The sequence below is a fragment of the Psychromonas sp. psych-6C06 genome (genome assembly GCF_002835465.1).
Lineage (GTDB): Bacteria > Pseudomonadota > Gammaproteobacteria > Enterobacterales > Psychromonadaceae > Psychromonas.
This window is the reverse complement of record NZ_PIZM01000008.1, coordinates 56,055-70,679: the sequence shown is the minus strand read 5'-3', so window position 1 is coordinate 70,679 and position 14,625 is coordinate 56,055. Positions and strand designations below refer to the sequence as shown.

At 38.1% G+C, this 14,625-nt stretch carries 9 protein-coding genes; 8 read left to right on the top strand and 1 reads right to left on the bottom strand.

What is annotated here, in order from left to right:
• The first annotated feature begins 18 nt into the window (after positions 1-18).
• From yajC to secF, 3 genes are all read left to right on the top strand, one after another.
• Entirely contained in the window at positions 19-354 is a 336-nt protein-coding gene (gene yajC, locus CW745_RS12140) for a preprotein translocase subunit YajC (protein WP_101108955.1), read from the top strand.
• 81 nt (positions 355-435) lie between these two features.
• Complete coding sequence (gene secD, locus CW745_RS12135) at positions 436-2,298, top strand: protein translocase subunit SecD (protein ID WP_101108954.1); 1,863 nt, start codon at positions 436-438, stop codon at positions 2,296-2,298.
• Positions 2,299-2,317: 19 nt separating this feature from the next.
• Positions 2,318-3,265 carry a protein translocase subunit SecF gene (secF, locus tag CW745_RS12130; RefSeq protein WP_101108953.1) on the top strand — a complete coding sequence of 316 codons (948 nt, stop codon included), beginning with the start codon at positions 2,318-2,320 and terminating at the stop codon, positions 3,263-3,265.
• 494 nt (positions 3,266-3,759) lie between these two features.
• On the opposite strand, the gene CW745_RS12125 is transcribed toward secF, so the two are convergent.
• The gene (locus CW745_RS12125; protein WP_101108952.1) at positions 3,760-4,041 is read right to left on the bottom strand and encodes a peptidylprolyl isomerase; all 282 of its coding nucleotides are present in this window, start codon (positions 4,039-4,041) and stop codon (positions 3,760-3,762) included.
• A 131-nt stretch (positions 4,042-4,172) separates the two neighbouring features.
• On the opposite strand from CW745_RS12125, the gene htpX reads away from it, so the two are divergent.
• The 5 genes from htpX (at position 4,173) to CW745_RS12100 (ending at position 14,381) form a co-directional block, all read left to right on the top strand.
• Positions 4,173-5,042: a protease HtpX gene (htpX, locus tag CW745_RS12120; protein WP_101108951.1), complete on the top strand. Its 870-nt coding sequence runs from the start codon at positions 4,173-4,175 to the stop codon at positions 5,040-5,042.
• Positions 5,043-5,235: 193 nt separating this feature from the next.
• Positions 5,236-6,213 carry an ABC transporter substrate-binding protein gene (locus CW745_RS12115; protein ID WP_101108950.1) on the top strand — a complete coding sequence of 326 codons (978 nt, stop codon included), beginning with the start codon at positions 5,236-5,238 and terminating at the stop codon, positions 6,211-6,213.
• Entirely contained in the window at positions 6,206-8,677 is a 2,472-nt protein-coding gene (locus CW745_RS12110) for an EAL domain-containing protein (RefSeq protein WP_101108949.1), read from the top strand. The genes CW745_RS12115 and CW745_RS12110 overlap by 8 nt, the downstream gene beginning before the upstream one ends.
• Before the next feature lie 17 nt (positions 8,678-8,694).
• Positions 8,695-10,416 (top strand): autotransporter assembly complex family protein, encoded by a 1,722-nt coding sequence (locus CW745_RS12105; RefSeq protein ID WP_101108948.1) that lies wholly within the window; start codon positions 8,695-8,697, stop codon positions 10,414-10,416.
• Positions 10,413-14,381: a translocation/assembly module TamB domain-containing protein gene (locus tag CW745_RS12100; protein WP_101108947.1), complete on the top strand. Its 3,969-nt coding sequence runs from the start codon at positions 10,413-10,415 to the stop codon at positions 14,379-14,381. Before CW745_RS12105 ends, CW745_RS12100 begins: the two co-directional genes overlap by 4 nt.
• The last annotated feature ends 244 nt before the right edge of the window (positions 14,382-14,625 follow it).

The following is a 14,625-nucleotide window of genomic DNA, read 5'->3' as shown; positions in this document are numbered from 1 at the left end:
TAAAGAGGGGATATCTCGATGAGTTTTTTCATTTCACAGGCACATGCAGCAGCTGAGGGCGCACCAGAGCAAGGTGGTTTTTCGTTTATCTTTATGATGGTAATCTTTGCAGGTATTTTTTACTTCATGATTTACCGTCCACAAGCTCGCCGTACAAAAGAGCATAAAAGCTTAATGGAAAGCATGGGTAAAGGCGATGAAGTATTAACATCAGGAGGTTTAATTGGCCGTATCGTTAAAATCAGTGCAGAAAACGATTATGTTCAAATTGAATTAAACGAAAATAACGTTATTTCATTGAAAAAAGATTTTATCTCTGCTGTGCTACCAAAAGGCACTTTGAAATCTATTTAATTTAACAAAGCGAAATCGATACCGATTTCGCTTTTTTCATGCCAATGTGAACTGATATTGGCAGACATAAAGGACTGTATTGTGTTAAATAAATACCCAATGTGGAAGTATATTCTGCTAAGCATTATCGTGCTAGTCAGTTTACTCTACGCAGCGCCAAACCTATATGGTGAAGACCCCGCTATTCAAATCTCTGCAACACGTGGTGCCAAAGTTGAATTAGCTACCCTCGATAAAGTTGAAACCTTACTTACTCAAGCAAATATTACACCTAAAAGTACTGTACTTGAGAATGGCCAGATTTTAATTCGTCTTAATTCAAGTGAAGATCAACTAGTTGCACGTGAAACGATTGGTGAGCAACTCGGTGATGGATTTGTAAGTGCGTTAAATCTTGCTCCTGCTACCCCTGCTTGGTTAGAAGCGATTGGAGGCTCACCGCTTAAACTTGGATTAGATTTACGTGGCGGTGTTCATTTCTTAATGGAAGTGGACATGGATGAGGCGGTTGCCAAAGCTCAAGAGCAAATGGTTCAAGATTTCCGTTCGGAGCTACGTGAGCAAAAAATCCGTTTTCGTGGTATCCGTAAAGACAGCAGTGAAACAGGTGTTGTTTTGCGATTTGTCGATGAAGAGACCCTTGATAAAGCGGTTAATCACTTAAAACCAATTAACCCTGGTTTCTTATTTGTTGATAGTGAAGCTAACGGTGAATTCGTATTAACTGTTTCAATGGGTGATGAAGAGCTTAAAGCAACAAAAGAAGATGCATTACAACAAAACTTAAGCATTTTACGTAATCGTGTAAATGAACTGGGTGTTGCAGAACCTCTTGTTCAACGTCAAGGTGCAGATCGTATCGTTGTTGAACTACCTGGTGTACAAGATACTGCTCGTGCTAAAGAAATTTTAGGTGCAACGGCAACACTTGAATTCCACCCTGTTGACTCTACAACTGATATCAGTGATGCACTGGCCGGACGTTTACCTTCTTCAAGTGTCGTTTATAAGGAACGTAATGGACGCCCCGTTGTTGTAAAGAAAAATATTATCTTAACGGGTAATCATATCGTTGATGCACAATCGAGCATGGATGAATATGGCCGTCCACAGGTAAATATTTCTCTTGATGCTAAAGGTGGCAGTAAAATGTCGCGTTTCACAAAAGACAATATCGGCAAGCCAATGGCTACTTTGTTCATCGAATATTTACCAACAGGTAAAAAGAAAGCAAATGGTAAATCTGAAATTGCAAAGCGTGAAGAAATAGCGAACGTTGCAACAATTCAAGCACAGCTTGGTCGTAGTTTCCGTATCACCGGACTTGATAATGCAGCTGAAGCGCATAACTTAGCATTGCTATTACGTGCTGGTGCATTGATTGCCCCGATTCAAATCGTCGAAGAGCGAACGATTGGTCCTAGCCTAGGTAAACAAAACATTGATAACGGTGTTAAAGCGATGATTTACGGTCTATTAGCTGTTGTTATCTTTATGTTTATCTACTATCGAAAATTCGGTGCCATTGCTAACACAGCCCTATTGTTTAACATTGTCATGATTGTCGGTTTAATGTCGATGATTCCTGGTGCAACGTTAACTCTACCGGGTATTGCGGGTATCGTATTGACCGTCGGGATGGCTGTCGATGCAAATGTGCTTATTTTTGAGCGTATTCGAGAAGAGATAAAAGCCGGTAAATCAATTCAGCGAGCGATCAATGAAGGCTATTCAAATGCTTTCTCGACTATTGCTGATGCAAATATTACCACCTTGATCACTGCAATGATTTTGTTTGCTGTTGGTACAGGTCCAATTAAAGGCTTTGCAGTAACACTGATGATCGGTATTGCTACCTCTATGTTTACCTCAATATTTGGTACTCGTGCATTAGTGAATGCAATATGGGGCGGACGTAATGATATTAAGAAACTGTCTATCTAAAACGAGTTAAGGAAAAATTATGTTTGAATTATTTAAAGGAACGACTCCTATTCGTTTTATGAAATATTCAAAGCCAGCAACTTGGCTTTCAATGTTTCTTGTGATCGCATCTATTGTTACATTAAGTATCAATTGGATTAACTGGGGACTTGATTTCACAGGCGGTACACTCATTGATGTGGGTTTTGAACAACCCGCGGTATTACCTGAAGTACGTGAAACGTTAGCACAGGCGAATTTCCCGGGTGCAGTTGTTCAACACTTTGGTAGTAGCCATGAAGTTATGATCCGAATTGCACCGCAGGATGGTGTAAAAGGTGTGGTCGTTGGTAATCAGGTTTTAGATGCTTTGCAAGCTGCCGATTATGGTGAAGTGGTTATGCGTCGTATCGAATTTGTTGGTCCAAACGTTGGTGCTGAACTAGCAGAAGATGGTGGACTGGCAATTATTATCGCACTAATCTGTATCATGATTTATGTAAGTGCTCGGTTTGAATGGCGACTTGCTGCTGGTGCTGTACTGGCACTAGGGCATGATATTATCATTACGCTGGGTGTATTTTCATTGTTCCAATTAGAGTTTGATTTAACCGTTTTAGCTGCATTACTTGCGGTAGTTGGTTACTCATTAAATGATACTATTGTTGTTTTTGATCGTATTCGTGAAAACTTCCGTTTAATGGCCACTTCAACACCTGATGAAGTGGTTGATCACTCAATTACGCAAACACTGAACCGAACAATGATCACCTCTGGTACAACTATTTTTGTACTTGTTTCACTATTCTTAGTTGGTGGCGCATTGATACATGGCTTTGCTACTGCATTGTTGATAGGTATCTTTGTCGGTACTTATTCATCTATCTATGTTGCGAGTGCACTGGCTGTTAAGTTAGGTGTTAGCAGAGAGCATATGATACCTGAAGTAGTTGAAAAAGAAGGCGCAGATCAAGAAGCGTTAATGTAAATAATCATTCGATTTTGATTTTAAAATGCCACTTTTATAGTGGTATTTTTTTGTCTTCAGTTTGAAGATTATAAATAATGTAATACCAATTCCACTAATATAGTGTTCAAATTTTACGTAAGAAAAAGGGGGTAGCACAAGTCGAAAGTTAAAGTAAATAGTTGCTCTATTTGCAACACTTTTAACGCAGAGATAGCTCTTTTTAGCCAGTAAAAATAATCAGTTATTTAATGGATTTGGTATAAGCTATTTCCCGATCAAGCGCTTTATTCTCATTTATTCTCATCAATTTTCAAGGTAATACTAGGTGCTGTTGATGTTTCAAGGTTATTTTTACAACAAATGTTGGTATTTGGGCTCAATACTCGTTGTGTTGAAGAAAGTTTAATACCAAACTAAATAAATAGCGTAAAGAGGGGGGAAGCAATATGGACTATGGAAGGTGTTTATCAACTAACTTAAATCGTAATCTAAGTTAGTTGATATATTAAAGATTAGTCTTGGCGAGACGTCACTTCTAATAAATGGTAGCCAAACTGTGTTTTCACTGGGCCTTGTACAACGCCGACAGGAGCACTAAAAACAACTTTGTCGAACTCTGGTACCATCATTCCAGGTCCAAACTCACCTAATTCACCACCTTGCGCGCCCGATGGGCAAGAGGAATGTTTTTTTGCAACTTCAGCGAAATCAGTTCCTGCTTCAATTTCATTTTTAAGTGTTAAACAACTCTCTTCAGAGCTAACTAAGATATGACGTGCACTTGCTAAAGCCATGATATATTCCTATTTTTTGATTGTGAAAATGCACGATAAAGTAAAAATTGAGATCAATCAATATTTTGCTTGCAATAATTACCGATAGACATATGATGTCACTTATTTTCTTATCATTAATAGAGGTAACTATGAAACGTATTGCTTTATTCTTAATCACTAACTTAGCGGTTGTGTTGGTTTTAGGCATTGTTTTAAATATTATTTTTGCTTTTACCGGCATGAATTCCCGCAGTACCGAAGGCTTGTTGATCCTTGCTATCGTCTTTGGATTTGGTGGTTCTTTTATCTCTTTAGCTATGTCTAAGTGGATAGCTAAACGCAGTACCGGGGCGATTGTCATCGAAAACCCTGGCAATGAAACTGAATCTTGGCTCGTAAATACGGTGCGTGCTCAAGCGCAAAAAGCAGGAATAGAATGCCCAGAAGTCGCAATATACAATGCACCAGATATGAATGCGTTTGCAACGGGTATGAATAAAAATAAGGCGCTTGTAGCTGTAAGTACTGGTTTATTAAATACGATGACACGCGATGAAATTGAAGCTGTATTGGCGCATGAGGTTAGTCATGTGGCTAATGGTGATATGGTTACACTGGCCTTAATCCAAGGTGTAGTAAACACTTTTGTTATTTTCATTGCACGTGTTGTGGGGGGGATCATCGATAACTTTCTGAGTAATAACGATGAAGAGTCATCAGGGCATGGCTTTTCCTATTTCATCATCGTATTTATTCTAGAAATGGTGTTTGGTGTGTTAGCAAGTACCATTGTCATGTATTACTCACGTAAACGCGAATTTAGTGCTGATTCAGGAGCAGCGGCATTAGTTGGTAAAGAAAAAATGATTGCTGCATTACAACGTTTACAAAAAGGCAGTGAACCACATCTAGAAGGAAGCTTGATGGCATTCGGAATCTCTGGTAAACGTAGTGGTGGATTATTTATGTCTCACCCACCTTTAGCATCTAGAATTGAAGCTTTACAAGCGATTTCTTAATCTTGTGATAGCACAATTTATTTAAACAAGATGTATTTTTAACTGTGTTTAAATGAGAATGGCTTTTAACAACTCAAATTAGAAAAAAACCGCTATTTTTAAGTAAATAGCGGTTTTTTTGTGTCCCTATTTCTGTCATGATCATCGACAAATATCTTTTTTCTCGACTGATTTGTGCGTATTTAGGCCTTCTATGAAATTACCAGTTTTACTTCCTAAGCGATTAACAATTTTGTTGATATCGCTTTTTTTTATATCTGCCTGTAACCCCTATGAGCGACCATTAACAGTTGCCGCTGCGCCTTGGCCTAATTTTGAATTTTTGTTTTTGGCCAAAGAGCTTAATTACTTACCACAAAGTCAATATTCACTTTTTGAATTACCCTCATCAACCAGTGTAATACAAGCATTTCAAACGGGTAAATTAGATGTCGCATTCCTCTCGCTCGATGAGGTACTGACGCTAGTTGCTCTTGGCATTGATCTTAAAATTGTCTCTGTAATTGATCAATCAAGTGGGGGCGACGCACTGTTAGTGAAGCCTGAAATCAAAACACTTGAGCAGCTAAAATGGCGCTCTATCGGTTATGAAAATAAAGCGGCAGGCGCATTGTTGTTAGATGAAGTATTTACACTTTCTGGATTAAATAATCAAACAGTTCAATTATTTGAAGTAAAACAAAGTGAGGCCAAAGATGCTTATATGCAAGGCAATATTGATGCACTCATTGTACGAGAACCTGAAAAGCAACAGTTGATACAACTTGGTGCGCGAGAAATACTGAACTCTCGACTTTTACAACAAAGAATTACCCATTTAGTTGTGGTTAGAAAAGATATTTTGGTGAGTAAAGAAGCGCAAGTAACAGATTTATTAAAACGTTTTTATAAAGCACATGAGTATTATTTAGATAACGAAAAAGATGCATTAACAACAATAGCTGTGCGTCTGCAGATTTATCCGTATCTTTTAGAAGAGTCTTTTAAAGGTACGCGTTTTATTGAGCCTAAAGATGCATTAATGCGCCTTTCAGGTTCACCTTCTAATGTTGAGTTGCAGGCAGCTCAACTCAGTAAGTTTATGACCCAGAAAAATATGTTGGGCAAGATACCAAGTGATTTTAAATCAATTATATCGACTCGTATTTTGGAGCGTGTGATCTATGAATAATTTTAATAAGTTATCTCTTAATTTCGCAGTGCCTCTTATATTATTTTTGGTGTTTATATTCTTACAAGGATCGGTTTTCTTTCTCGAGTATCAATATGCACAAAAGAAACTTTATACTCAGAAAGAGCAATATATAAAAGGGATTGCAGGAAATTTACAAACAACGCTATCAAATTCTTTAATGCGTCTTGAAAAAGCGCAGGCACAGAATATTGTTTCAGAAATTGCATTGGATCAAAACTTCATAAGCATCGCCGTTATCGACCATAACCAGCAAATTGTTTTGAGCAATAGTTTGCGCTATAAGTATATGTTTGCAAAGCTTCAACTCGATTATTATGACGGTGACTTATTACAACAAGTTATCGAAAAAAATGAATTTATCTTCCAATATAACCAAATTACACAAGATCTTATTGTTTATGCCCCTCTGCAAATGCTCTCCAAAGGAAATAGCTTAAATCGTAAGTTTAACGGATTGATATTCATTCGTTATTCATTAACAAGTGCTATCACAGAGTTACGTTATGAAGCGCTATTTTCATTGATTAAAATTACAATGATTTTGCTGTTTAGCTTAGCGGTGCTTGTATATATTATTAATCGCATCATTATCAAGCCTGTTAGCAAGCTTACCGCATCCACTCGTCATTACGAAGTTTCTAATAATGCAGATATCGACCAATCAGGCTTGGGAGAAATTGGCGCATTACAGCGTTCCTTTGCAGATCTTTCTTCACAAATGAGCGATAAATTCAATCAATTATCGTTCAATGAACAACGCCTATTATATGCACTCAGTGGTGCTAGGGATGGTGTTTGGGATTGGAATATCGAACAAGATTGCGTTTATTATTCAGAACGTTGGAAAGAGATGATTGGTTATAGTAATGAAGAGATTAATAACTGTATTGAAGAGTGGGAATCACGTATTCATGAGGATGATCTCTTTCTGGTTTTAAATGAACTCCAGATGCATTTTTCGGGGAAAAATTCATTTTTTGAAAGCACCCATCGCATCCGATGCCACAACGGCGAATACCGTTGGATTTTAACACGTGGGCAAACGGTTTCTTGGGATTCAAATGGTTTACCTCTTCGCGTTATTGGTACCAATACCGATGTTAGCAATTACAAAAAATCCCAAGAAAAACTTAGTTATCAAGCACAATTTGATGAGGTTACTTTGTTGCCTAATCGCAGACAATTGTTAATTAACCTTGAGCAAGAAACCTTACGAGCCCAACATAATAATCTGTATGGCGCGATAATTTTTATAGAATGTAATCAATACAAGACCATTATTGAGTTTCAGGATCATTACCGGAGTGAACAACTATTATTTGCGATTGCTAGGCGTATTGAATCATCTAAAACGGGTCCTGATTTTATTGCGCACCTTAATGAGAGTGAATTTGTTGTCTTGCTCCCTGATCTACACCAAAATCGAGAATATGCAGCAGAGATGGCGCTCGAGTTTACTAAAAAGTTAGATCAAAACTTAAAGGGTACTTTTACCATAGATAGCACTGAATTAGCCTTATCGTGTGCATTTGGTATTGAACTCTTCCCGCTTATTGAATGTGATGCAAATGATTTGTTACGACAAGCTTCCATGGCGCTTAAATTTTCTGAAGACAGCCACTTTAGTAATATCTCATTCTTTGCCAAAGAGATTGAGCAAAAAATTCAGGCTAGACATACTTTACAAAAGCAGATTCATTATGGATTAGATCATGATGAATTTAGTCTACATTTTCAGCCTCGTATAGATGCACAAGGTAAATTAATTGGAGCCGAAGCATTAATCCGATGGTTACATAGTGCACAGGGATGGGTCAATCCCGCAGAGTTTATCCCTGTCGCTGAAGATAGTGGTTTGATTCTCCCTCTTGGGGATTGGGTGATTAAAAGCGCATTTGAGCAACTGGCAAAATGGCAAGCTATTGGCTTGCCAGATAGTTTCACCACGCTTTCTGTGAACGTTAGTCCTAAACAGTTTATACAATCAGGGTTTACGGATGCTATTGAATTTTACTTGGCCGAAACCAAAGTTGATCCTAAATTAATCGAAATAGAGATCACTGAAAATGTTTTACTTAGCCATAAAGATCTCGTCATTGAAAAATTAAATAAACTACGCGCACTGGGTTTATGCTTTGCAATCGATGATTTTGGTACGGGGTACTCTTCATTCTCCTATTTAAGCGTATTACCCGTTTCTACTTTAAAAATTGATCAATCCTTCATTGTCAATCTAATGCAAGATAATAATCAACAGGTCATAGTTGGTACCATCATCAGTATGGCGAAAGCATTACACTTAGAGGTTGTAGCTGAAGGGGTCGAGTCGGATCAGCAGTTAGCATTTTTAATCGATAAGGGATGTACGCAATTCCAAGGTTATCTTGTGGGAACACCAATGGCTAAAAATGATTTTCAAACGCTACTTTTTAAACGCTAGGTTGCTGTCACATTACAATGAAAATACAGATAATATTCCTGACTGCTTGCTTTGCCATTTTTTCAAGCACAAGTTGTTTTGCTAAAATAAAATTAGACATTCAAGGTATCAGTGGTGAGGAAAAAAAGAATGTTAAAGTCTACCTCGAAGGTTTAGACGAACCAAGAGACGCAAACGATGATGACTATTTAACAGAGGTAAAAAAATCTGCTACCTCTGCACTCAACGTGTTCGGCTTTTATCAACCTAACATTGCTATTGTCGTCGATGAAATTAAAGATAAAGATGAGCAATTATTAACTGTCACAATTGACCAAGGTCCAGTTACTTATATTACGCACTCGGAAATAGCAATCACTGGTGCAGGTAAAAATGCACCAGATTTTGTTGCACTATTAGCAACATTTTCACTTAAGGAAGGCGATATTCTGCTTCATAGTAATTATGAAACAGCAAAAAGTAGCTTTAAAAGCATTGCTCGCCGAGATGGGTATTTTGATGCGAAGTTTGATAAATCTTTGGTCGAAGTAAAGTCAAAGCAAAACAGTGCCAAAGTTTCTCTTATTTTCAACACTGGCGAACGGTATCTGTTTGGGCCCCTTGTTTTTGAACAAGCGTTACCGGCAGACAAATATGTTTTAAGTCTTCAAAACTTTAAACAAGGCGATCCGTTTGACACACGAAAATTGAGTGAATTTAATAATGACCTAACCGAAACAGGTTACTTTAAAAGTATCAGTTTGCTGCCTGACTTAGAGCATAGAGAAGGGCTGCAAGTACCGCTTAATGTACTTGCAACAATGCAACCTGAAGATTCTTTTAATGTTGGTTTCGGTTATTCAACCGATGAAGGAATTCGAGGTAAATTCCGGTGGAATCGACCCTGGATAAATCAATATGGCCATTCTATTGAGGGTAACTTAGTCGCGTCAATTCCTAAACAAGAAGCCTCTCTTACCTATAAAATCCCATTGGAAGATCCCGTATATAATTACATGTCAGTGCAAACGGGTTATAAAATGGTTAACCAAAATGACACCGACACGACGCAGTATGTGGCGAGTCTAAACCGGCATTGGCGACTCAGTAATCATTGGCAACCAAATCTTTTTATCCGGTATGACAAAGAGCAAGGTATCCAAGGTCAGCAGTCTTTTTCAACATCATTGATTATACCCGGTGTTAGTTTTAGTCGTACACGTGCAAAAGGTGGTATCAATACTACTTGGGGCGATAAAATAATGACTTCATTTGAAGTTTCAAATGAATGGTGGCTTTCAAGTGACGATTTAATCAAGCTATACGGGCAAACCAAAATAATTCGTACCTATTCAGGACATCAGTTTGTTGGTTCAATGGAGCTTGGCGCAATTCAAACCAGCTCAATTTATAATGTTCCCTCGTCGATGCGTTTCTTTACCGGTGGTGATCAAAGCGTGCGAGGCTTTGACTATGAGAGTATTGCACCTGAAGATGACCAAGGCTATTTAGTTGGAGGCAAATACCTCGCTGTGGCGAGTCTTGAATATCGTTTCCCTATTTTAGAGACATGGAAGATAGCCGTTTTTAGTGACATTGGTACCGCAACGGATGATTTTTCAGAAACACTTTCTAGCAGCGCCGGCCTAGGTGTTGTCTGGGCCTCACCCGTTGGGCCTATCCGTTTATATGTCGCTAAACCGCTTACTAATGGTGTGAATGATTTTGGTATTCATTTTATGTTAGGTCCGGAACTATGACCCCGATTAAATTTATCCTTAAAGGGTTAAAAGTTGCTAGCTATAGCCTTATCGCTGTATTGATTACAACTATTGTGTTGCTGACACTGACGCTATTTACTCATCCCGGAAATCTTGCACTAATTAAACTTGCACAACATTTTGAATCGCGATTGACGCTTGAGTTAGCCGAAGGCTCCGTGCTTCGTCAGCCTGTATTTAAGAATATCTCTTGGATTGATGCAGATACATCGATCAATATAAAGCACATTGGTTACCAATTTAATTGGTCGTGTTTAGTCGATAAGTTTTGCTTACAACAGTTAACCGTAGATGGTGTCACGGTAAAGCTACCTGAAAGCAATGAATCTAACGAAGTTGTCGAAGAAGGAAGTGGCGACCCGTTGGTGATAGATATTCCCATCGCGCTTGAAATCGGTGATATCAGTATCAGTAATGTTGATTTCAGCATGGGTGGCTTAAACGTTGTATTGAACAAAATATCGTTACAGGCAAATGCCGTTCACAATGATCTATCTTTAGCATCTCAAATTAGCGGATTACTGGTGACACTTCCGGATAGTGAGCCCGTTGTAGCAGCAAAAAAAGTGGCTGTGAATAGATCCAAAAAACGCATTGATCTTGATATCAAGTCATTACCAGCAATCTTAACACCAGAGATGTTACCAACGGTTCAGATGCCTATCAATCTAGATGTTAAGCCGATCAAAATTGATACATTGAAAATAATTCAGAATGAACAGTCCCTATTTGAGCTTAATAGCCTTTCAACGGCGTTCACTTTTTACGATAGCAAACTTAATATCGATGACTTTTCACTGGACATTCCTGAGACAACGCTTGCTTTAACAGGCAATATTAATTTTATAGATGATTATCCACTCGCTTTAAATATTGACGGTGAAGTAAAAAGTGTTAAACAATTACAGCCCAAAACACTTCTCAAAGATACAGCATATAGTGTAATAGCATCTGGTAGCTTATCTAATCTTAGTACAGCGCTTAATCTATCAAATACAATCGAATTACAGTTAGCCACACAGTTGAATCTTTTTGCTGAAAATCTCCCACATGAAATTACCTTGCATTGGCAAGACCTACAATGGCCATTAACAGGTGATGCGCAATACAGTGCAAAGGAGGGCAGTTTCAGCAGTAAAGGTTCATTATTGGATTATCAAATTAATCTACAAAGTGACTTTTTAGCGGCTGGTGTCCCACCTGGGGCGGTGGATTTCAATACATCAGGTGATCTCAAGCATTTGCAAATAGAAACACTGAACATCGACACTCTTTCTGGCAATATCGATTTCTCCGGCCTTTTAACTTGGCAAGAAAAAATTGATTGGTTAGGTGATCTCAGTATCAAGAATATCGATTTAACGCAGTTACACAGTGATTATCAAGGAAGTTTTTCAGGGGATATACAACAAAAAGCAACTGTTATTCTTTATGAACAACATCCACCTGAATGGCAATTTGACTTTCCCGTACTCGAAGTTGTTGGTCAATTACTTGAACGACCACTTAGTTTGACTGGACGCGTGTCTGGCAATGACAAAGAGGGCGTACTATTTGATGATCTTGCGATTAATAATGCAGAGAATAGTCTCATTGTTAATGGGCAGTTTGCCGAACAAAGTGATCTTAATATTGTGCTTAATATCGCAGATATAAGCCATACAATCCCACAAGCACATGGCAATATCACTGGTACCGTTAACGTTACAGGCCCTAATGACACATTAACAATTAACAGTCAGTTAATGGCGACAACGTTACAATATGCTGATTATCAGCTGGAACAAATTGGCTTAGACACTGCGCTTACTTTATCGCAGAAGCCTAAGCTAAATTTGTCCCTGAAGGCGGAAAAAATCCATATTGAAAAGCAACTGATTGACGATATTACACTCAATATTGAGCATCAAGTATCTAATAAAGATAATGTAAAACATGAAATTAAACTGTTAGCGAACAGCGAGTTGCTATCTACAGATCTTTTATTGTTCCTAACGCAAACTGATACCAACTTACTTACTCAACTTAGTGAAGCGACAATAGGTTTACCACATCAATCATTAAATCTATTAACGCCATTTGATGTTTTAGTTGAAAATGAACGTATCGAAATAACCCCACATTGTTGGCAAGCGACTTCATCTGACTTACCAGAAGCAGGGCAGTTGTGCGCCCAAACCGTGCAAATTGGAGAGTCTGGTAACGTTGTATTAACGATTGATAGATATCAACTTGCTAGTCTTTCTACTTTTCTACCACCGCACCTTAAAATGCAAGGAGCTATCACTGCAGATGCAGATATTAAGTGGCTTAAAGATAATCAACCAGATTTTGATGTATCGATATTTACAGATAATATGCTATTACAAATAAGTGCAGATCCGAAAAAGAACAGCTTTAACGACTACCCAATGGAGCACCTAAATATCAAGGCAAAAGGTGCGGGTAATGAGGTTGATGTAAATGCAGTTGTATTTGCTCAAAACCTTATTGATGTAAAAATAGAAGGGCAGTTACAACCTTATCAATCACAGCCAAGCATCAATGCAAGTATTGCAGCTAAGTTACCAGACTTCTCACTCTTCCTGCCTCTCGTTCCTGCCCTAGAAAAATTACAAGGCCAGCTTGATAGTGATATAAAAATTACTGGGCTACTTCACAAACCAAGCATCAATGGTAAGGTGAATGTGCTGGATGGCCAAATTGCAGGTACTGGGATCCCGATGAATATCGATGCATTAAATGCTGATATTAAGTTCGATGAAAGCAAAGCTACGTTACACGGATCTTTCGATAGTCGTGGTACGCATACTGTTGTTGAAAAAACGGCAAAATTACCGTTACTTAGTGGCACCATCAACATCTTTGATAAATCAGTGAAGAAAGTCAGCAATAGAATTGTACATCCAATAAACAATAATAAGTTAGTGAAAGAGGTCGCTGATAAAAACGAAGGTCATGCTTTTTTGACCGGGCAGTTGGATTGGTCGAATAAACTCAAAGGTGATATCCATATTTATGCAAATAAATTAGAAGTTTATGATTATGGCAAATTAGATTTACTCATTAGCCCTGATATGCATATTGTCTTTGCAGACCATATTAAAGTTAATGGTGAGTTATTAGTCAATAAAGGAAAAGTAGTTGTAAAAGAACTGCCTGCAGGTGCGGTTTCAACCTCGCCTGATATTATCGTTGTTGACGTCGAACACGAAAAAGTAGCTGCTGATTTACCCGTTATTCTGGATTTAGGCGTTGATCTAGGCACTGATTTCCAAGTAATTGCAGTTGGTTTAGATACCTTCATTGAAGGTAAATTACTCATTAGCAAGCCTTTAAAGAAAGATCTCAATATTAATGGTGTATTGCACCTAAACGATGGAAGTTATCGCGCTTTAGGCCAACAACTCGTATTAAGAGAAAGCCGTGTTATTTTTCAAGGTGCACCTGAGTCGCCAAATTTACAAATTGAAGCGATACGTGATCCCAATAAAATTGAAGATGACGTCGTTGCAGGTGTTCGTGTAACCGGAACTCCAGATGAGTTAGAGTTAGTTATTTTCTCAGAGCCCGCAATGGCACAACAACAAGCGTTATCATATTTAACTCGCGGCCAAGCACTGACAAGCTCATCAGAAGGAAGCACAATGGCCAATATGTTGATTGATTTGGCTGCGGGTCAATCGGATGGCGTAATGAGTACTATTGGTGAAGAGATTGGCATTAAAGATTTAACGCTTGCGTCTAGCGGGACTGGCGATGAACAGTCCGTTGGTATCCGTGGTGAAATCGCACCTGGCATTGAGTTGAGTTATGGTGTCGGTGTGTTTGATAACTTCTCAATTTTATCGATACGCTATGAAATACTAGAACGTTTATATTTAGAAGCTTCAAGTGGTATATACCAAGCTGTTGATGCGTATTATGAATGGGATTGGGATTAGCCTAAAATATTTACTATATGACATAACTGCGCATAATGTATATTATGTTAAATATAGACTGTGTTAATGAAAATAGAATTTTGGATCCAGATCTGATCCAGTCTAAATTTCCATGCTATTGAACATAATCGTATTTAACATAAAATGTATAACATACTGTTATCATTAATTTTTTTAGCAGTTTGCTGATGTTGGTACTAATCTGGCTGGCAATGTCTAAAATACGCTATGGAAATTTAACTCT